At 52.8% G+C, this 20,020-nt stretch carries 20 protein-coding genes and 1 tRNA gene; 14 read left to right on the top strand and 7 right to left on the bottom strand.

The annotated features are described in order from the left end of the window. Position 1: 1 nt before the first annotated feature. The 8 genes from ADH68_RS08890 (at position 2) to ADH68_RS08855 (ending at position 7,003) form a co-directional block, all read left to right on the top strand. Positions 2 to 1,210, top strand: a complete 1,209-nt coding sequence (locus ADH68_RS08890) for an NADH:ubiquinone reductase (Na(+)-transporting) subunit B (RefSeq protein WP_068961118.1) — start codon at positions 2 to 4, stop codon at positions 1,208 to 1,210. Positions 1,211 to 1,215: 5 nt separating this feature from the next. Next, positions 1,216 to 1,929: an NADH:ubiquinone reductase (Na(+)-transporting) subunit C gene (nqrC, locus tag ADH68_RS08885; RefSeq protein WP_068961119.1), complete on the top strand. Its 714-nt coding sequence runs from the start codon at positions 1,216 to 1,218 to the stop codon at positions 1,927 to 1,929. 3 nt (positions 1,930 to 1,932) lie between these two features. Further along, positions 1,933 to 2,556: an NADH:ubiquinone reductase (Na(+)-transporting) subunit D gene (locus tag ADH68_RS08880; RefSeq protein WP_068961120.1), complete on the top strand. Its 624-nt coding sequence runs from the start codon at positions 1,933 to 1,935 to the stop codon at positions 2,554 to 2,556. Between the two features lie 31 nt (positions 2,557 to 2,587). Continuing rightward, positions 2,588 to 3,205, top strand: a complete 618-nt coding sequence (nqrE, locus tag ADH68_RS08875; RefSeq protein WP_068961121.1) for an NADH:ubiquinone reductase (Na(+)-transporting) subunit E — start codon at positions 2,588 to 2,590, stop codon at positions 3,203 to 3,205. 22 nt (positions 3,206 to 3,227) lie between these two features. Next, on the top strand, positions 3,228 to 4,517 hold the full coding sequence (nqrF, locus tag ADH68_RS08870; protein ID WP_370014859.1) for an NADH:ubiquinone reductase (Na(+)-transporting) subunit F: 1,290 nt from the start codon (positions 3,228 to 3,230) through the stop codon (positions 4,515 to 4,517). A gap of 224 nt (positions 4,518 to 4,741) precedes the next feature. Further along, the gene (locus tag ADH68_RS08865) at positions 4,742 to 5,062 is read left to right on the top strand and encodes a hypothetical protein (protein WP_068961123.1); all 321 of its coding nucleotides are present in this window, start codon (positions 4,742 to 4,744) and stop codon (positions 5,060 to 5,062) included. Then, complete coding sequence (locus ADH68_RS08860) at positions 5,062 to 5,811, top strand: OmpA family protein (RefSeq protein ID WP_068961124.1); 750 nt, start codon at positions 5,062 to 5,064, stop codon at positions 5,809 to 5,811. Before ADH68_RS08865 ends, ADH68_RS08860 begins: the two co-directional genes overlap by 1 nt. A gap of 133 nt (positions 5,812 to 5,944) precedes the next feature. Continuing rightward, positions 5,945 to 7,003, top strand: a complete 1,059-nt coding sequence (locus ADH68_RS08855) for a TlpA disulfide reductase family protein (protein WP_084274065.1) — start codon at positions 5,945 to 5,947, stop codon at positions 7,001 to 7,003. Here ADH68_RS08855 and ADH68_RS08850 read toward each other — a convergent pair. The 6 genes from ADH68_RS08850 to ADH68_RS08825 all read right to left on the bottom strand — a co-directional run bounded on the left by ADH68_RS08850 (position 6,966) and on the right by ADH68_RS08825 (position 10,779). After that, positions 6,966 to 7,406 carry a VanZ family protein gene (locus ADH68_RS08850; RefSeq protein WP_157755882.1) on the bottom strand — a complete coding sequence of 147 codons (441 nt, stop codon included), beginning with the start codon at positions 7,404 to 7,406 and terminating at the stop codon, positions 6,966 to 6,968. The two genes, ADH68_RS08855 and ADH68_RS08850, sit on opposite strands and share 38 nt — an antisense overlap. Further along, complete coding sequence (locus ADH68_RS08845; RefSeq protein WP_068961127.1) at positions 7,403 to 7,951, bottom strand: NAD(+) diphosphatase; 549 nt, start codon at positions 7,949 to 7,951, stop codon at positions 7,403 to 7,405. The genes ADH68_RS08850 and ADH68_RS08845 overlap by 4 nt, the downstream gene beginning before the upstream one ends. A gap of 127 nt (positions 7,952 to 8,078) precedes the next feature. After that, entirely contained in the window at positions 8,079 to 9,011 is a 933-nt protein-coding gene (locus ADH68_RS08840; protein WP_068961128.1) for a TIGR01212 family radical SAM protein, read from the bottom strand. An 11-nt stretch (positions 9,012 to 9,022) separates the two neighbouring features. Beyond that, positions 9,023 to 10,111: a chorismate synthase gene (gene aroC, locus ADH68_RS08835; RefSeq protein ID WP_198161552.1), complete on the bottom strand. Its 1,089-nt coding sequence runs from the start codon at positions 10,109 to 10,111 to the stop codon at positions 9,023 to 9,025. A 15-nt stretch (positions 10,112 to 10,126) separates the two neighbouring features. Continuing rightward, positions 10,127 to 10,627 (bottom strand): Cys-tRNA(Pro) deacylase, encoded by a 501-nt coding sequence (gene ybaK / locus ADH68_RS08830; RefSeq protein WP_068961130.1) that lies wholly within the window; start codon positions 10,625 to 10,627, stop codon positions 10,127 to 10,129. A 78-nt stretch (positions 10,628 to 10,705) separates the two neighbouring features. Continuing rightward, a tRNA-Cys gene (locus tag ADH68_RS08825) sits at positions 10,706 to 10,779 on the bottom strand. 264 nt (positions 10,780 to 11,043) lie between these two features. Between ADH68_RS08825 and ADH68_RS08820 the strand changes: the two genes are divergently transcribed. The 4 genes from ADH68_RS08820 (at position 11,044) to ADH68_RS08805 (ending at position 17,614) form a co-directional block, all read left to right on the top strand. Then, the gene (locus ADH68_RS08820; protein ID WP_084274066.1) at positions 11,044 to 11,826 is read left to right on the top strand and encodes a DUF3575 domain-containing protein; all 783 of its coding nucleotides are present in this window, start codon (positions 11,044 to 11,046) and stop codon (positions 11,824 to 11,826) included. Next, entirely contained in the window at positions 11,823 to 12,797 is a 975-nt protein-coding gene (locus tag ADH68_RS08815; RefSeq protein WP_068961132.1) for a DUF5119 domain-containing protein, read from the top strand. Before ADH68_RS08820 ends, ADH68_RS08815 begins: the two co-directional genes overlap by 4 nt. A 66-nt stretch (positions 12,798 to 12,863) precedes the next feature. Further along, positions 12,864 to 14,243, top strand: coding sequence for a fimbrillin family protein (locus tag ADH68_RS08810; RefSeq protein WP_084274067.1), 1,380 nt, complete (start codon positions 12,864 to 12,866; stop codon positions 14,241 to 14,243). Between the two features lie 125 nt (positions 14,244 to 14,368). After that, positions 14,369 to 17,614: a fimbrillin family protein gene (locus ADH68_RS08805; RefSeq protein ID WP_068961134.1), complete on the top strand. Its 3,246-nt coding sequence runs from the start codon at positions 14,369 to 14,371 to the stop codon at positions 17,612 to 17,614. Positions 17,615 to 17,740: 126 nt separating this feature from the next. On the opposite strand, the gene ADH68_RS08800 is transcribed toward ADH68_RS08805, so the two are convergent. Beyond that, complete coding sequence (locus ADH68_RS08800; RefSeq protein WP_068961135.1) at positions 17,741 to 18,547, bottom strand: M48 family metallopeptidase; 807 nt, start codon at positions 18,545 to 18,547, stop codon at positions 17,741 to 17,743. 48 nt (positions 18,548 to 18,595) lie between these two features. On the opposite strand from ADH68_RS08800, the gene ADH68_RS08795 reads away from it, so the two are divergent. Together ADH68_RS08795 and ADH68_RS08790 are read left to right on the top strand one after the other, a co-directional pair. Further along, the gene (locus ADH68_RS08795) at positions 18,596 to 19,204 is read left to right on the top strand and encodes a hypothetical protein (RefSeq protein WP_068961136.1); all 609 of its coding nucleotides are present in this window, start codon (positions 18,596 to 18,598) and stop codon (positions 19,202 to 19,204) included. 171 nt (positions 19,205 to 19,375) lie between these two features. Beyond that, a complete protein-coding gene (locus tag ADH68_RS08790; RefSeq protein WP_068961137.1) occupies positions 19,376 to 20,020 on the top strand; it encodes a 50S ribosomal protein L25 in 645 nt (214 codons plus the stop codon).

The raw sequence follows: 20,020 nt of genomic DNA, 5'->3' as shown, positions 1-20,020 counted from the left end.
AGTGAAAGCACTTAGAAAATATCTCGATCGTATCAAGCCTCAATTCCAGCCCGGAGGCCGTTTTCACGCCTTTGAGTCGGTATTCGACGGCTTTGAGACGTTCCTGTTCACCCCCGCCACCACCTCGCGCTCAGGCTGCAATATCCACGACAGCCTCGATTCGAAGCGAGTGATGATTATTGTGGTGCTCGCGCTCATGCCATGTCTGCTATTCGGCATGTTCAACATCGGCTACCAGCACTGGGTCGCAATAGGCGACATGAGCTTCCCGTTCTGGGAAATGTTTGCCTATGGATTTCTCGCCCTGCTACCAAAACTGGTAGTATCCTACGCCGTAGGTCTCGGCATCGAATTTGCCGTAGCTCAATGGCGCAAAGAAGAGATTCAGGAAGGATTTCTCGTATCCGGAATATTGATTCCGCTCATATGCCCTATTGAAACTCCGCTGTGGATGATGGCCGTAGCTACAGCATTCTCCGTAATATTCGTGAAAGAGATATTCGGAGGCACCGGCTACAATATATTCAATGTCGCCCTCGTGACACGCGCATTCCTCTTCTTCGCATATCCATCAAAGATGAGCGGCGACGGGGTGTTTGTATCTACAGGCAGCATCTGCGGCCTTGGTCAGGGCACTGTTGTCGACGGATTCTCCGGCGCCACACCCCTCGGACAGGTCGCTACCAATGTAGGCGACAAAATCATACTCACCGACATCACTGGCCGGGCCTTGAGCTACTGGGACATGTTCCTTGGGCTCATACCCGGATCCGTTGGCGAGACATCAACACTGTGCATACTCATCGGAGCCGCCATATTGCTTGCAACCGGCATCGCAAGCTGGCGGATAATCCTGTCGGTATTCGCCGGAGGATTCCTGATGGGATTTATCGCCAACTGCTTCCCGACTGAGCTTTATCCCGCATCAATGCTCTCTCCGCTCGAACAGATTACTCTCGGTGGATTTGCATTCGCCGCTGTATTCATGGCCACAGACCCTGTGACCGCGGCGCGAACCAACACGGGCAAATACATCTACGGATTTCTCGTAGGAGTAATCGCGGTGATTATACGCACATACAACAACGGCTACCCCGAAGGCGCCATGTTGGCCGTGCTCCTGATGAACGCGCTCGCTCCGCTTATCGACTACTGCGTAGTAGAGGGCAATATACGCCGTCGAATGCGTCGTCTTAACTCTAAAGCGTGAATGGTATGAACAAGCAAAGCAACGTATACACCATTATCTATATAATAGTGATGGTAGTAGTAGTGGGTGCGGCTCTCGCATTCACCTCCCTTGGGCTCAAGTCCCGACAGCAGGAGAATATCAATGCCGACAAAATGAAGCAGATTCTCGCATCGGTACACATAACCCCGGCAAAAGATTCGGTTACAACCGATTTCGACCGATACATCACCCGCTCGTTTATCGTCAACTCGCTCGGCGATGAACTTCCCGGCAATGCATTCGACGTAAACACTGCAGAAGAAGCAAAAAAGCCGGTAGCCGAACGCCAGCTACCCGTATATGAGTGCACAGTAGCTCCCGGCGATGTAAAATACATCGTCCCGGTAAACGGCGCCGGACTGTGGGGGCCGATTTGGGGCTACGTGTCAATAAATGCCGACGGGTCCACCGTATATGGAGCATACTTCGCCCACCAGGGTGAGACTCCCGGCCTCGGCGCAGAAATCGAAAAGCCGGCCTTCTCCGGCCAGTTTGAAGGCAAACACATGTTCAAGAACGGACAGTTTATGCCTGTCGCCGTTGTAAAAGCCGGACAGGCTCCGGCCAACGGAGAAGACTACGTCGACGGAATATCCGGAGGCACAATCACTTCAAAGGGCGTAGGCTCGATGATCGACAACTGTATCGGAGCCTACTCCAAGTTTCTTGAAAACCTTACAGAAAACCCAACACGGTAAGTCATGGCCACAGAAAACAAAAACCTGAGCGCACTGCTCAATCCGCTGTCGAAAGACAATCCCGTGATTGTCCAGATTCTGGGTATATGCTCATGTCTGGCTGTCACCGCAAAGCTCGAGCCCGCATGTGTCATGGGTATTTCCGTGATTGCCGTGCTCGCATTTGCCAACGTTATCATATCTCTGATACGCAACACCATCCCGACCAATATCCGCATTATCGTCCAGCTCGTAGTGGTGGCGGGGCTTGTGGTAATAGTCAACCAGCTCCTTATAGCATACCAATACGATGTCAGCAAACAGCTGTCGGTATTCGTAAGCCTTATCGTTACCAACTGTATCCTTATGGGACGCCTTGAGGCATTCGCCATGGGCAACAAACCCTGGCCTTCGTTTCTCGACGGTATCGGCAACGGCGCAGGATATGCCATAATATTGATTATTGTGGCTTTCTTCCGCGAACTGCTCGGCAGTGGTACGCTCTGGGGCGTACAGGTAATACCTCAGAGCTGGTATGAACTTGGATATGCCAACAACGGACTCATGATTCTCCCACCGATGGCGCTTATTGTCACAGGATGTATCATCTGGGTACACCGTTCAGTCAACAAAGACCTTCAGGAATAAACCAACCACACATATCTAAAAGTAGTATCACATGGAAAATTTCAACATTTTCATACGGTCGATTTTTGTCGACAACATGATTTTTGCCTACTTCCTCGGTATGTGCTCGTTTCTGGCCGTATCAAAGAAGGTAAAGACTGCCCTCGGACTCGGAGCCGCCGTGACATTCATGCTCGTGGTGTCGCTACCGATCAACTATCTGCTCGAAAACTACGTATTACGTGCAGGAGCCCTCAGCTGGCTCGGTGCCGAATTCGCCGATGTCGACCTCAGCTTCCTGTCGCTGATTATGTTCATCGCCGTGATAGCGTCGCTGACCCAGCTCGTCGAAATGGCTGTAGAGAAATTCAGCCCCTCTCTCTACGCTTCGCTCGGAATATTCCTGCCGCTCATCGCCGTAAACTGCGCCATACTCGGAGGCTCGCTGTTCATGCAGCAGCGCGACTTCCCCAACGTGTGGACCGCAACATGTGCCGGAGCCGGATGGGGTCTCGGATGGCTTCTCGCAATCGTGGCTATTGCCGCTATACGCGAACGCCTGGAGGAATACAGCAACATCCCCCGTCCTCTCAGAGGCGTAGGCATCACATTTATAATCACCGGCCTTATGGGCATTGCGTTCATGAGCTTCCTCGGCATTAAACTTTGATGAATCAATGAATACACTATCACTGACCATCCTTGCCTCAACCGGTTCGCTCACTGTGATAGCCGGAGTGGCAATATTCCTGATAATCACCTTGCTCCTGGTGGCTATGCTTCTCGTAGCCAAGAAATTCCTCGTAAAGACCGGACAGGTGCGTATCAATATCAACAACGATAAAGACGTGTTTGCACAGTCAGGCAAGACCCTTTTGTCGACCCTTGCCGACCAGAATGTATTTCTCTCGTCGGCATGCGGCGGAAAGGGCAGCTGCGGACAGTGTAAGGTACAGGTATTCGAAGGCGGAGGCAACATACTTCCCACCGAGACCGTGCACTTCACTCGCAAAGAGATGAAAGACAACTGGCGCCTCGGCTGCCAGGTAAAGGTAAAGGACGACATGAAGATTGGCGTACCGGCCTCTGTGCTCGACGTCAAAGAATGGGAATGCGAGGTCATCTCCAACAAAAACGTCGCCACCTTCATCAAGGAATTCATCGTGGCTCTTCCTCCCGGCGAGCATATGAACTTCCTGCCCGGCTCATACGCACAAATCAAGATTCCCACATATGAGATGGACTACGACAAAGACATCGACAAGTCGCTCATTGGCGAGGAATACCTCCCCGCATGGGAGAAATTCGGTCTGTTTGGTCTGAAATGCCGCAATACGTCGGCTACAGTCCGTGCCTACTCAATGGCCAACTATCCCGAAGAGGGCGACCGCATAATGCTGACCGTGCGCATCGCGACACCCCCGTTCAAGCCGAAACCCGAGGTAGGATTCCAAGACGTGATGCCGGGTATCGCATCAAGCTACATATTCACCCTCAAGCCCGGTGATAAGGTAGTGATGAGCGGCCCCTACGGCGACTTCCACCCCATATTCGACTCCAAAAACGAGATGATGTGGGTAGGCGGAGGTGCAGGTATGGCCCCGTTGCGTGCACAGATTATGTACCTGACACGTACACTCAACACCACCGACCGCGTAATGAACTACTTCTATGGCGCCCGCGCGCTCAATGAAGTGTTCTACCTCGAAGACTTCCTCCAACTTGAAAAAGACTTCCCCAACTTCAAGTTCCACCTCGCCCTTGACCGTCCCGACCCTGCGGCCGATGCAGCAGGTGTGAAGTACACTCCCGGATTCGTACATCAGGTCATCTACGAGACATATCTCAAGAACCATCCGGCCCCGGAGGACATCGAATACTACATGTGCGGTCCCGGCCCCATGAGCAAGGCTGTCGAGAAAATGCTCTGGGACCTTGGCGTTCCATCCGAAAATCTCATGTACGACAACTTCGGCGGATAATAATCGCGCATGAATATAATTTCCTACAGCGGCGTCATCATATGGCGCCGCTGCTTTTTTTCTGATTAGAAAATAAGGAAGAGCACTCAACCAAAAGTATCCGCCCGGTGATGAAATGCACACCTAAATTTCCTATAATTCTTGTGAAATAATGTAACTACAGCTCTACATTTCATCACTTTTCATTAACTTAGCGGAGATGTAAACCCTCAAAGCCAATAAAAATGTCTGATAACAACATGTTTGACGAAAACGACGCCATAAAATTCATCCGGGCCTACATGCCCGAGAATATCGCCGCAAAATACAGCGACGACGAGATACTTAACATAATCGACATGATATGGGACTTTTATGAGGACAACGGATTTCTTGAAATCCCCGCCGACGACTCTGCAGATGCCGAGCCCGAACTCCCCCAGATAATGGCCTATGTCAGCAAGATGCTTGCCAAAGACAAACTTGCCGTTGTCGACACCGCCGACGTTCACTATATCGTCGAGGGTGAACTCGCTTATGAAAAATCGCTTGATGTCGACGCCTGATGTTCCGCATTGCAACACTCATATTATCCATCACGCTGTTGCTTGCGGGAAGCGGCCAGTCGTTGCATGCCGAGAACATCTTCCAGAAAATAGCGCGTATCGGCGCAAGTCCGGCCAAACTGAAAGCCGACAGCATCAGTGCCGCCAATGAATCAGGCAAAAAAGCGAAGAAACATAAAAAAAATAAAGCTGACATCACCACCGATCCGTTTGAACTGTCGCTCGACGAGAATCTTGTCGTCCCCCCGGTCAACGATAAACTCAAGCCGGTAATTGTAGGCTATATGAACGAGGTGGCAAAAAAGCTGGCACAGCGTAAAGTAGCACGTATCGAGACAATGCGTTCGGGCGAGGTAATCGTGGCAACAATCAATACCAACCTCCTCTTCGCCCCCAACGACACCGTGCTCCGCTCTACCGCACAGGAGATTCTATCACCCTATCGTTCGCTATTGAGCCGCGGCATGTACAAATTCATTCTCACATGCCATACCGACGACACAGGGTCAGTACCATATACCGACCGACTGAGCGAAGCTCGCGTAAATGCTGTTGACGCATGGCTCTCGCGAAATATACCGGCCGATGTCGTGCTTGTGCCGTATGCTCTCGGTGCCTCGGAGCCTCTTTATCCCAACGACTCCCAGTCGCATCGCGCCGCCAACCGGCGTATCGAGATTTTCATAGTCCCCACCGAGACTCTGGTCGATTTTGCAAAATCAGGAAAACTCAACAGCGATTTCCACTGATTCAGCGCTCACCGTCGGCCGCAACTCACTTTATCCCATCGCAGACACTACAGTGACACTCCACACAGATGGCTGACAGGCATCTCCACACCACCTGCATATATTGATAATATTTCTTGAAGCCAATCACATAATGAAATCCACCATTTCCACTGCCGCTGTCATAGCTCTTGCGCTCTCTGCGGCATGTTCTACCTCCCATGCATCGACGCCCGGGTTTACCATTACAACCCCCGTTCCGGCCGAAAGCAAAAACAAGATGGCATATCTTATAAATCGCGAGACCGGAGATAAAGTCGACAGCATGCTTATTACAGGCAATGAATTAAAGTTCTATGGCACAGTGGCCGACCCATACTATGCCCGCATACTCATAGGCGACAAAAGAGGCCCGTCGTTCATCGTCGAGCCGGGCGAAATCACTATCGCCCAGGACGGAAAATGCACCTCCACTGCCCTCAACAAAGAGATGAACGCCTTTACCGAACGCTACATAGCCGTGGCTCGCTCGCTCGATTCGCTCCCTTCCGACTCTCTGAAACAGGCTGCCGTCGACCGGTTCAACGCCACAGCCGACAGCACTATGAAAGCCCATCTCTCCGATCCCCTCGGGCGCATAATATTCATAGACAAAGCCTCGGAGTGCCGCTCCACATCCGCCCTCGAGGACTTGCTTAAGACATATCCGCAGTTCCGCACCCTGAAGAGCATAACCGACCTGGCCACAAGCCTCCACAACGCCGAGGCCACCGCTCCCGGAAAGAAGTTCACCGACTTCACCGTAAGCTACAACGGCACCGACCAAAAGCTGAGTGATTATGCAGGAAAAGGCAAATGGCTGCTCGTCGACTTCTGGGCAAGCTGGTGCGGACCATGCCGCCGCGCAATGCCGTTGCTCAAAGAGTTATACGGCCAGTATAAGGACAAGGGCCTTGAAGTACTTGGTGTAGCCGTGTGGGACGAACCCGCCGACTCCGAACGCGCGGCCCGACAGATGCAACTCCCCTGGCCTCAGATTATCAACGCTCAGAAAATACCTACCGATCTCTACGGCATATACGGCATACCACATCTGATGCTTATCGCCCCCGACGGCACTATCGCCACACGCGGCATCGAAGGCGACGAAATGCGCAAAGCCATAGCCGACGCATTCACTCCTGCTGCTCCCGAAACAGCCACCGAACAGTAACGCTCCAGGCCGACAGGCATATAATCCAGCCTATGACGGCACCGGCGGCATCAGCCATAAAATCGGCCCAGTCCTCGCCGCGTCCCATGGCCATAGCTCCCTGAAGAAGCTCGATGGCACCTCCGAAAAGCACCACTATTATCATATACACAGTAAGCAACCCCTTAGGCGCGCGCACCGAATCATCCAATCGGTGCGCCGCCTTTTTTCTAAGCGCATCGATAGCCATACACAGCATCATCCCCATCATCATTATAGCGTGTACCACCTTGTCGGCGCCCTCGAAAAGCGACACATGATTGCCGTTCAGAGGGTCGGGCAACAGAGTCAGATAAAGTATTATAAGGCAGCACACTATGCTGAGCGTCCAGGCCGGAAGTCCGCGTACAAGAAGCCTGATCATACACTGTCCTCCCATTTTACCGCTACACCCGGAACTCCGCGACGCAGACGCTCACAGAATATCGACGTCAGCGCATTGCTCGTACTGCCATTGCCGGCCGGATGCACCATCGTCAGCGCCTTTTCAGCAGGCTGCCACTCGGCCGAGTCAACCTCTACCGACAGTTTCAGATCCTGACCGGCCGACGCACGCGCCAGAAATCCTATCATAAGCAGACCCTTGCGCGCAAACCACCAAGTGCCGGCAAGTTCCAGAGCCTCGATATCCAGTCCGGTCTCCTCCTTAATCTCACGGCGCGCGGCCTCCTCGGCTGTCTCGCCGGGAGCCATATAGCCCGACACAAGATTGCAGTACCGTGTGCTGATATATGCCTGACGCTGCAACAGCACCTCATCGCGCTCATTGGCAACAAGCGCTATCACACATGTCGAAAACATGTCAAACCAGGGCTTACCGCACTTATCGCACCAAGGCACCATACCCTCGTCGCCAAGCTCTCTTTCACCGAGCTTGCTCCCACAATCAGGACAATACGTAAATCTCATTTCGCGTATATTTTCTCAAAAACAAATAGTCAGGACACACCGCGCGGCGCGACACTGTTAAAAAGAATACTATCAAATAATTCCGAACAGTATACTAATAACGCACAAATCCACTATTTTAGTTTACTCAATGCCGGTACTTACACATCATTCCCTGGCGTATCCCACTCTCGGCGAGACGCCTGTCGAGTCTATGTACAAACTCATAGTTTTTCAGGCCCCAGCGCGGACTTATAAGCATATCACCCGGCGACTGGCTTGTAAACCGCTCGATGGCAATCGACGGATGCAGCCGCCCTACAGCCTCGCAGCAGAAATCGAGATACCCCTCGACAGTCCATTGCTCCACACTCTCCTCACCCGCGGCCACAGCACGTGCAAGCGGAGTATCAGCCACAATCTGCAGCTGATGCAACTTTACCGTATCTGGTAGCAACAGATTTACCGCATCGACGGTCTGCAGCATCATTTCAGGAGTCTCCCCGGGCAGACCCATTATCAGGTGAAGTCCCGTACACAACCCTGCCCCACAGGCAATCTCCACCGCTTCCACCGTATCGGCCCACCTGTGACACCGGTTCACGCGGCGCAAAGTTGCATCATGTGCGCTCTCGGCGCCAAACTCCATCATCACAAACTTGCCGGCATCGCGGATATCCCCCAGAAAGCTCGCTACCCTGCGGTCGAAACAGTCGGGACGTGTGCCAACCACCATACCATCTATGCCATCTACGCCAAGAGCCTCCAGACAAGCGCTCCTGAAACTGTCAAATCCGCCATGAGTCGACGTATACGACTGAAAATAGGCAAGATACCGCATCTGCGGATACTTGCGCCCGAAAAAACGCATCCCCTTCTCAAGCTGCACGGCCACACTGTCGCTCGCCAGGCAATAGCCCGGTGTAAACGCCATATTGTTGCAGTACGTGCAGCCGCCGCGCCCTATCGTGCCGTCGCGGTTGGGACAACTGCGCCCCGTATTTACCGACAGTTTCTGCATCTTCGTGTCAAACCGGTCGCCGAGAAAGTCGGCATAGTCGCGATAACGCTTGTCAGCCATAACCGAATGATTCAGATTATACGCGCGCTACGGTTGAGCAGAGCGGCATCGAGCAGGGTCATGGCGGCCATCGCCTCCACCACAGGCACCGCACGAGGCAGCACACACGGGTCGTGGCGACCACGAGCATGGAGCGTAGTATCGGCTCCGCTGTCGTCGACAGTAGCCACCTCTCTGAGCAGCGTTGCCACCGGCTTGAAGGCCACTCGCATCACTATATCCTCGCCGTTGGATATACCGCCCTGTATCCCGCCCGAATGGTTGCTGATGAAACGTGGAGCCTCACCCGCCCCACGGCTCTCCATCACATCGATCATCTCCGAGCCGCGCCGACAACATCCGTCAAACCCCATTCCGTATTCAAACCCCTTGGCGGCATTGATGCTGAGCATCGCCGCGCCGAGCATGGCGTGGAGCTTACCGGCAACGGGCTCGCCAAGTCCCGCCGGCACACCGCGCACTACAGCGGTGACCACTCCGCCGATAGTGTCGCCGGCCCCCTTCACATCGAGTATCAGGCTACGCATCGCATCGGCGGCGGCACGGTCGGGACAGCGCACGTCGTTGGAGTCAATCAGCGATGGTGCATACCAGATTCCGTCGCCGCGCATGCATATGTCGCCCACACGCGACGTATAGACCGAGATGCACATATCCGGATAAAGCGCACGCAGAGCCTGCATGGCCACGGCGCCACCCACCACACGCGCTATCGTCTCACGTGCCGACGAGCGCCCTCCTCCGCGGTGGTCGCGCACACCATACTTGCCCGCATAGGTATAGTCGGCGTGCGACGGACGGAACACATGCCGCATGTTGTCGTAGTCGCGCGAATGCTGGTCGGAGTTGCGCACGATAAATCCTATCGGAGTGCCCGTAGTCACACCGTCCATAACTCCACTCAGCAGCTCTACCCGGTCGGACTCGGAGCGTGCCGTGGTTATTGCCGACTGACCCGGCCGGCGGCGGTCGAGCTGATGCTGTATCGACTCCAGATCGAGTTTTACTCCGGCTGGCATGCCGTCAATTACCCCACCGATTGCCGCGCCATGCGACTCTCCGAAGGTTGTCACGCGATAAAGTGTGCCAAATGTGTTCATACTCATTCTATTATGTCAGGACTGTAAGGTTGCTATGTCGGCCACCGTGCCGCCGGTATAGGCGATAAGGTCGGCGGGAGCTATGCAAAACTGCAATCCTCTCACGCCAGCGCTTACATATACTCGGTCAAAATTATTAATCGTGCTGTGGAAAAAGGTCGGAAAAGGCTTCTTCATGCCTATCGGAGAGCATCCACCACGTATATAACCCGTTAGCGGAAGCAGCTCCTTCATCGGTATAAGATCGGCTTTCTTCGCTCCGGCCACACGGGCCGCAGCCTTGAGGTCGACCTCCATATTGCCGGGAATCACACACACGAAATGACCGCTGCGCTCGCCGTTGAGCACAAGGGTCTTGAACACACAATTGATATCCTCGCCAAGTTCCTCGGCCACATGGTCGGCGGCAAGATTGCTCTCATCCACCTCGTAGGGGACAAGCCTGTAATCTATCCCGGCCTTGTCGAGAAGACGGGCCGCATTGGTCTTGGCCGGACCCTTTTCGTTCTTTCCCATAAGACAAGTGTATTAATAGTAATATAACAAAAAATGAGAGTGTGCGTCGGTCGACGGATACTCTCATTCCTGTTATTTTGGAGGTCCCAAGCAGATTCGAACTGCTGTACACGGTTTTGCAGACCGTTGCCTAACCACTCGGCCATGGAACCATCGGGTTGTTTCGTTTAACGAGTGCAAAGGTAAACCCAATTTATGGAATATGCAAATTTTCATCGACTTATTTTTCACAGCAAACAACACGACCGCTCTAACTGACTAAATAACATGATATTACCCAATAATAACATTTTTTATCAAAATTCACTTGTGTTAAAAATGTTAATGTTTATATTTTAAAAACAAAAATTATATAAATTTGCCGCAATTTTAATAAAGAGTATTGAAAGTACATTAAATCTGTAGATGTTTTTGTGATGAAACATCGTGTTGATATATTTAGGCTTATTTTACTTTTACTCTATGCATGCCTGACCTCAGTGTCGCATTGCGCGCATGCCTCCGGTGTCCCTGAAGTTCGGGGAGACACTGTCTTCGTACACTATCAGACCACCGCCGATAGCCCCAGAATTCATACATACATAATAGGGGGGGTGAATTCATTCACCCGGAATCAAACGCAACCATGTGATTGTGAAAACTTTATAAACAACCTTCCCACCACTGCCATATATACCAACATGCTCTACGACGCACTGTTGGTACCCAATATCGGTATAAAATTCGCCATCGCCGACCGACTGACGGTAGGAGCCGACTGGATGTATGCTTGGTGGAACGACAGCCGCCACCACTACTACCGCATCTATGGAGGCGACTTCGATGTGAAATGGCGCATAGGCGCGCTTCGCCCCAACGACCCATTTGCCGGACATCACATCGGCCTTTACGCATCGCTCACATATTTCGACCTGCAGCGGGGAATAGACTACAAAGGCGTGATGTCGGCCAAATACAACTACGCCGCCGGAATATCCTACACCTACTCCCTGCCCATAGCGCGCCACTTCAACATCGACTTCTCTATAGGCCTTGGCTACATGTGGGGCAAAATAAAGCGCCACACCCCGATCGACGACCACGACGTGTGGCTCTCCACAGAGCGCCGATCATGGCTCGGCCCCACACGCGCCGGCATATCGCTCGTATGGGTATTCGGCAAGGACATATATAATATAAAGAAAGGAGGCAGCCGATGATACGCCGAGCCACTGCTATCCTGATTGCGCGCATCGCGCTGATTGCCGTAGTAATGGGCGTCACATGTGGCTGCGAGGAGCGCCCGCTGTGCTACGACCACTCCCACAAATCGCCCGTATACATCGAGTTTGACTGGTCGCTCGCTCCCGAGGCCGAACCAAGCACGATGGTGGTATGGTTCTTCCCCGTCGACGGCTCCACCGGCCACCGCTACGAAATCATCGGCGACGGGCGCTCGTCAAGAGCCGGATTCAACACATCGCTCAATGTACCAGAAGGCACATACCGTATGGTATGCCACAACGGAAACACCGACAACAACATCGAGCGCGGACTCACCCTCTCCGACTACGAAATCACCACATATGAGGACAACGTGCTGTCGGGCCTCAGCAACCGTGCCGACAACGCACCGCGTCCCGACGACACCGAGTCGCAGCCCGTACGCGCACAGGCAAGCACCCTCTACGCCCACACCCACGAGCAGACAATCACCATCATGGCCAACGCCACAAAGCCCTACTACGTATGCTTCACACCACGCGAGGTGACCTACAAATGCCACGTAAGAATCACAGGTGTAGAAAATCTACAGCCCGGACTCGAAGCAAGCGCCATCATCACAGGCGCCGCCGAGTGCTGGAACGCCGAGTCGCAAGGCCCGGGAGGCATGCAGGTGACTGTACCCTTCCCGCTGTCGCACTGCGGCTCCGACTGCCTGCAGGGCAACGTGATATTATTCGGCTACCGCGAGCCGCTCGTGTTCCATCATCGCCTGCGCGTATACACCTCACATAAATATTACTACGACTTCGATATCACCGACCAGATTCACAATGCCCCCGACCCCTACGATATCGAAGTGAAGGTGAGCGGCATAAAGCTCCCCGACAATCCCGCAGGAGGCACCGGCATGTCGCCCGGCGTAAGCGCTTGGGAAGACGCAGAGGAAGAGGAAATACCGATGTAACAATCACTACAAACAATCATAATCATCAATATAATATTAATCGAAAAACCAACTAATCAAGTCGTTATGAATCTGAAATTAGTCCCATTTGCAGCAATGGCCGCTATCATGGCCACTTCTTGCTCCAAGGAGGAAGTAATGGACATCAACTATGACCCCGATGGCAAGGCCATCACATTCACTGCAGGTGTAGGCCACTCCCGCGCTGTCGAAACCACAATCAACAACCTCGGCGACTTTGCCGTATATTCTAAAGTCGTTCATCCAGAAGGTGTTCTTTATGACTCTTTCCTTATTGGTGCCGACGGTGAAAATGGAGCTGAGATAGCACATAAGAATACATCTTCCTCAAATTCATGGGAACTTGACCGAAAAGTATACCTACCATTAAGCGGTGCAGATGTTGTATTTTGGGCATACACCGACAATACACCTGTGACAGGAGATGTAAAGACACCTCTTTCATCCGGAAAAGTAACATTCGACAATAACAAAGGTCCACAGATAAACGGATACAAAATCAACAAATGCGACCTTACTGCTACAGATCGCACCATATGGGCTGATGGTAATTCTCAGAAAGACCTTGTATGCGCCTTTGCACAGACTACAAAAAAAAATGTAATCGACCTGAATTTCAACCACGTTCTTTCTCAGATATCCATTAATGCCATCCAAAAAGACAAAGCAGGCAATGACTCCCGCATCGTAAAAGTAAAAGGTGCATGGATTGTAAATGCCAATGGCACAGGTAATCTATCTGCCGGATATGCCTATGATAAAGACACAAACACAGCCAAAGAAAACAATGAGTGGACACTTTCCGGCACTGAGTCCTTTGGCTCCTATTTCTCCAGTGCCATAGAATTAAGTTCCGACAATGCATCCGATTTGCTCAGCAGTTCACTTATGCTTATGCCGCAACAACTTAACGAATGGAATGGAAAGGATATTACCACAAACAATGCCTATATACTTCTTCTATGCCGCGTAGAACTAAAGCACCCTGGCGCTACCCATGATGGAGCAGATCTATCAGACATAGGCGTTGATGGCACAAACCACTATCATCAGCAATTCCCTGTATCAACAGATGGGAAATATCATGCAGAGGAGTATGGATTCTCATGCGTTCCATTAAAATCCACATGGTCAATGGGCAAAAAATATAGCTATAATCTTGATATCTGTGGAGCCAGCTCAGGAGCCGGTGTTTATCCTCCCAATATCCCGACAACCACAGATGCGGTAAAAGCCTATATAAATAAACTCATTCCCAGTTCAGAAACCGAGGGCGACAATACTAAAATCAAAGTAGTAACCAATAGACCTGATGGAAAGAAGGTCGGTGATCCAGTACTTGAAGAGCCTATCAAGTTCAACGTCACTGTTTCTGACTGGGCGAATGCCGGCAGCGAATGGACAGACGGCAACGTCAACCTCTAATCACACGATTTCACTTGCAACCATCATTATAAAGAGGGGAGGCATCTCATTATGCCTCCCCCTTTCAAATCACTCTGCCGCATAGCGGCACTGCTATCCCTCCACACAACCCAAATCATTACACAATGAACCGCATATATAAAGGAATCATCATGCTGTCGGCTGTCGCAATATCCGCAGCCACCACCGGCTGCTCCGACGATTTCGAAAACGACCTGCGCACATCGGGCAACGTGATTTTCAATATCGACGCGCCCACACAATGGACCGGCGGCAACGATGACACCGATAACTCTGCCTCGCGCTGCATATCGATTGAAGCCACCGACACCTCCGACGGCGACACCCCTTTATATCTGCACACATTCGAAGCCGACAACCAAGCCACAGTCCCCGCCGCTCAGTCGAGAGGCGCGCTCGCCAAGTCGGTGTCATCATTCTCCCTAAGCGCCATATGCTACCCCGGAGAATACCCCTCCGACGAAGCCGACATAACATGGACTCCCGACTTCGCCTACAACCTCACCTACACCGTCAACGGCTCCACAGCCGCCGGCACCACCCTGCAATGGCCCGCAGGCGGCAAAGTCCGCTTCTTCGCCTTTGCCCCTATCGCCGACAATTCACATTCTGACGCAGCCGGTGTATTCACCCTCTCACCCTCCACACAGCCCGGCTCACCGAAGATAACATATACCGTACCCACCGACGTCAAAAAGCAGACCGACATAATGGCCGCATGCACCGACGCCACATCTCCCGACGTGACGCTCAACTTCCGCCACGCCCTCACCGCCGTAAAGATTGTGGCCGCATCCGACATGCTCCCCGGCAAAATCACCGACGTGGAAATAAGCGGAGTGTACGGCTCCGGAACATTCACCCCCACTCCCGCAGGAGGAACGTGGGTGCCTGCCGCCGCCAAGGCCACCTACAAGGTGACACGCGACCTCACCCTGTCGCCCGAAGAGAGCAACTCGGGCTATAAGCCAGCAGGCGACACCGGCAACAAAAAGGGCGAGATAATCGGCGACATACCCGACAAGACCGAAGTCACCGGCGAGACCGGCGACCTCACCATGCTGCTCATACCCCAGACCCTGCCCGAGGGAGCACGACTGACCATAAAATTCACCGACGACCTTACAGGCACCGCCCGCACTCTCTCGGCCTCCTTGGCCGGAAAGACATGGCCCGCAGGCAAGATTGTCACCTACTCGCTGTCGCCGTCGAGCATCCACATCACCCCGACTGTGCTATTCAGCAAAGACCCCGCCACCGATGTGCTCCCCTACTCAGGCGCATGGCACGACTCTGAAATCAAGGCATATGTGGCTGTGACACAGAACGGAGTCAATGGCATACAGTATATCGAGCTGCCGCGTCCCGACATCGAATACTCTCTCGACGGAGGCACATCGTGGGAATCAACCCCGGCAGTCTACGACCCCGACCCCGCATCCGACGCCACAGCTTCGGCCTCGGAAACCGCACAGCGCATGGTGGAATGGCACGAATCGCCCGACGGATTTACCCTCTACAAGGGCACATTCGCCCTGGCCCCGCAGTCCGACTTCACCACCCTGAGCGGCACACTGACCAAGAGAGCCACATGCAAGGGCACCCGCGAGAATCCCCACAATCTGCTCGACGATACCAAGGGGGAGACCGCCAACTGCTACCTCGTGGACCAACCCGGCTACTACTGCTTCCCGATAGTCTACGGCAACGCCTACAACAACCCCGCGGCCTACACCGTCAACCAAAACACCACATCCCCGGGTATGACCTATTTTGTCGACTACAAATGCCGCCAGATATCATCGCATGCACCCGCAGAGTCCGATATAAAGGATGCAGTGCTTGCCTGGCAGGACGCGCCCGACCTCATCGACGAAGTAGAGATACTCGACAAAAATCAACCAATAGCCGGACTGAAATGGATACGATTCCGCGTGCGCAAACACTCAATCACCCAGGGCAACGCGTTGCTCGTGGCACGCGATCCTGCAGGCGAGATAGTGTGGAGCTGGCACATATGGGTCACACAGCACCGCGACGAATGGATGGTACAGGGCAAAGCGGCGTGCCACAAACTGGAATCGCGAACCGGAAGCAGCACATCCTCTACCCCAACCGGCAATACATATTATCTGACCGCCTGCAATCTCGGGTACTGCGACCCACACAACGGCAACGACTCTCGCAAGATAAGAATACGCTTCAGGCTCGACTGCAGCAAAATCACAGGTAGCAGCACGCCCGTGGCATGCAACTCATTTTATATCTACAAGGATGGCAAAGCCTCCGGCAAGAAAATCGACTGCACCACAACGCCATTCACACAGGCCGAGTTCAAAGGATCGCTCGGCGGCGACAACACCTACTACCAGTGGGGCCGCAAAGACCCGATGCTCGGCGGCATATACAACGACAAGACCGACATATACAATATCGATACCAGTAGCCCGAACTACACAGAGATGAGCATGGAGAACAAGCCGACATTCAACGCCTACAACAAGGATGGGGTGTCGTACGACTTCTCTCGCAACAAACCCGGCACAAGCATATCGGACCTTGGAGAAGAAAGAGGCGTCACCATCGACTATACAATAAAGTATCCCTACCGCTTCGTGATGAGCAAATATGATGACAAAATCAAAGACAGCAACGGAAAAAATTTCAGCAGATACAGAAACCATTGGCACACCTTATACAAAGTGGATAAGGATGTCAACATACCCTCGTATATATCAGGCAATAATGGTGACATGTTCCAGATGTGGAATCCGGCTGCAACAGATAAAAAAGCAAACGAACAGACTGTTACCAAATCAATCTACGACCCCTGTCCTGCGGGCTACCATGTGCCTCAGGCCAATGTGTTCTCGGCTCTTGCAGCGTCGGCCGACAAAGCCTCAGAAAATAAAGCATATCAACTGGCTGACTACAAGACCTCGGCAAAATTCAGCGACCATGCCTGGACGGTAACATATCCGGGAGGGTCAATCCGCTTCCCGGCCACCGGCATGCGCAACATGAGCCTGCGGTATACAGTATTCGGCACAATGACAAAATACACAGCCTCACGAGCCGATGATTTCACCGACAAGTATTCTCTGAAAGATCAGACATATCCTGCATTTCGTATGATTACGTATGTGAGTACATCCTCATTAAACGGCGAACAGACTATGGTATATCTTATTGACAACCGATTTGAATACTACTACAACGGCGCGTTACAGACCACTTGTCAAAGTCATTACAAGGCAGAAGACATCAACAGGAACACGCTGGTTCCGGCTACCGCATGTACCACTTCAAACAACAGCTACGGCCTTACCGTGCGTCCTGTCCACGACTGACGTCCACTCTGCCCCTCTGCTAAGGCACAATCCCCTACGATAAGTCCCAATCGACCATAATAATAGGGCCACCCGACCGGGTGGCCCTATTATTATGGTATCTGTCTGTCGCAACAGCCGATGCGATTACTTACTCTTCTCGGCGGCGGGACGCTGGAAGCCGTCGGCCTGACAACGCTTTGTCATCTTGTCAATACGGGCCTGAGTCTCGGGGTGCGAAGAGAACATCTTAGACACATACGACGACTTGCCGCCATTCTCACCCTCCATCTTGAGGAACTTCTCGAAAGCCATCACCATGCCCCAGGGATTCTTGCCCTTCGACACGAGAAAATCATAGCCGCAGTTGTCGGCCTCATTCTCCTGCTTCTGCGAGAACTTGGCGTTGATAAGTCCCGAGCCGAGAGTGCCGAGCTGCGATTCGGTAAGAGCGGCAGCCTTGCCGCCTGTCGAGGCGATACCGTCCTTCAGTGCGTCGGTAAGCAGCTGAGTGCGGAAAGCGTTCTTCGAGTGATGCTTCATCACATGACCGATTTCATGACCGATGATGCCGAGCAGTTCGTCGTCGCTCATAATGTCCATCAGCGATGAGAACACACGCACACTGCCGTCGGGGCATGCGAAAGCGTTCACGTCGATTACATCGTATACCTTGAAATTCAATGGTATACCGTCGGCTTCAGTGATACCCTCGGTAAGTTTCTTCAGGCGGATGGTGTATGGATTGTCGTCGGGAGTGACGGGATTGTTCTTGTCCATCCAGTCGACCGATTCCTTTACATACTCAGCCATCTGGGCATCGGTAAGTGTAGCGGCCTGTACGGCTTTGGTAGCACCGCCGATAGCCTTTTTAAGATTGAACTGAGCCGACGCGGGCACTGCTGCAGCCACGCACATGAACGATAATAAAAATTTAATTGCCGTTTTTTTCATCTCAAAAAAGTTTTAAATTTGTGAACAAAGATATAAATAACTACTGTCATGTGCAAAACGAAAATGCGTTCTTTCGGACGCTATATTTTAATCGGTCTGATAATACTGCTGACGATGGCTGCCTACGGGGCCTCGATGGGGATATACGGCGAGACTGTGGTCAACGCCTGGGTGCCATTCGGTGGCGCTCTGATAATAGCCCTGCTGTCGGGAAGCCGCATGTGGAGGCTCTGGAACCGGCTCTCGCAGAGCGACTCGATGTGGTTTAACCTCGCATGCCACACCGTAACGGCCACAGGGGTGGTGATGGCCGCATTCTATGTATGCAACTACGCTTTCGCCGACAGTACCACTCTCCACAAGGAGACTGTGGTGGTGGAGCGACGCTACTCCGAGACGCGCCACCGCACGAAGCGCATATCGCGCCGTGTGTATGGCCGTGGAGAGCCCTACAAGGTATACTACATCGATGTGCGGTTTGTCGGCTCAGGCAAGACCAAAGCCATATCGCTGAAAAACGACCTCTTTCGCCGCATACACACCGGCGACACACTCAGCCTTGACACCGAGGCCGGGCTGCTGGGATTTCCGGTGATAATACGCCACGGAGCGCCGATGGACATCCCTCAGTCGAGCTATCGGATACCGCGCCGATAGCCTCACAGACAATCCATTAGACAATCGCCATGCGGAATTATACAGAATTTCGCGTCTGCATTTTGATAATTCGCCCGAAATCACTACCTTTGCACCGCTTTTTAGCATCCCCGTGTGATGGGAAATTAGAAAGCTCTAATTTTGAGTAACACAATTTTTTATTCCAACAAAATGAAGACTTACAATCTTGCGGCACAGCCCCGTACCGACCTCGGCAAGAAGGCTGCCAAGACCCTCCGCGCCGAGGGCCTCATCCCCGCTGTCCTCAATGGCGGCGAAATCGTTACCCTCCCCTACACCACAGCTCTCAAGCCCGGTGAAAAGCTCGTGGAGATCGGCAACGGCAAAGGCATCATCACTACCGATATCGTAGTAAATAACGACGACGTGCGCAAGCTCCTCTATACTCCCGACGTATTCGCTATTGAGCTCGAAGTAAACGGTGAGAAGCGCAATGCAGTGCTCCGCGAAGTACAGTTCCACCCCGTAAAGGACACCGTGCTCCACATCGACCTCCTCGAGGTTAACGAAAACAAGCCTGTGGTAGTTGAAGTACCCGTGAAGCTCGAAGGCCACGCCGAAGGTGTGAAAGCCGGTGGTAAGCTCCAGCTCTCTATGAAGAAGCTCAAAGTAAAGGCTCCCTACACCCAGATACCCGAACGCGTGGTAATCAACATCGACAACCTCGGCCTCGGCAAGACCCTCCAGGTAGGCGAACTCCACTTCGAAGGCCTCGAGCTCGTCAACGCCAAGAACGCCGTTGTCTGCGCCGTACAGCTCACACGTGCCGCACGTGGTGCCGCTGCCAAGGCATAA

The organism is Muribaculum intestinale (assembly GCF_002201515.1).
Taxonomy (GTDB): Bacteria; Bacteroidota; Bacteroidia; order Bacteroidales; family Muribaculaceae; genus Muribaculum; species Muribaculum intestinale.
This window is presented reverse-complemented; position numbering and strand designations above follow the sequence as displayed.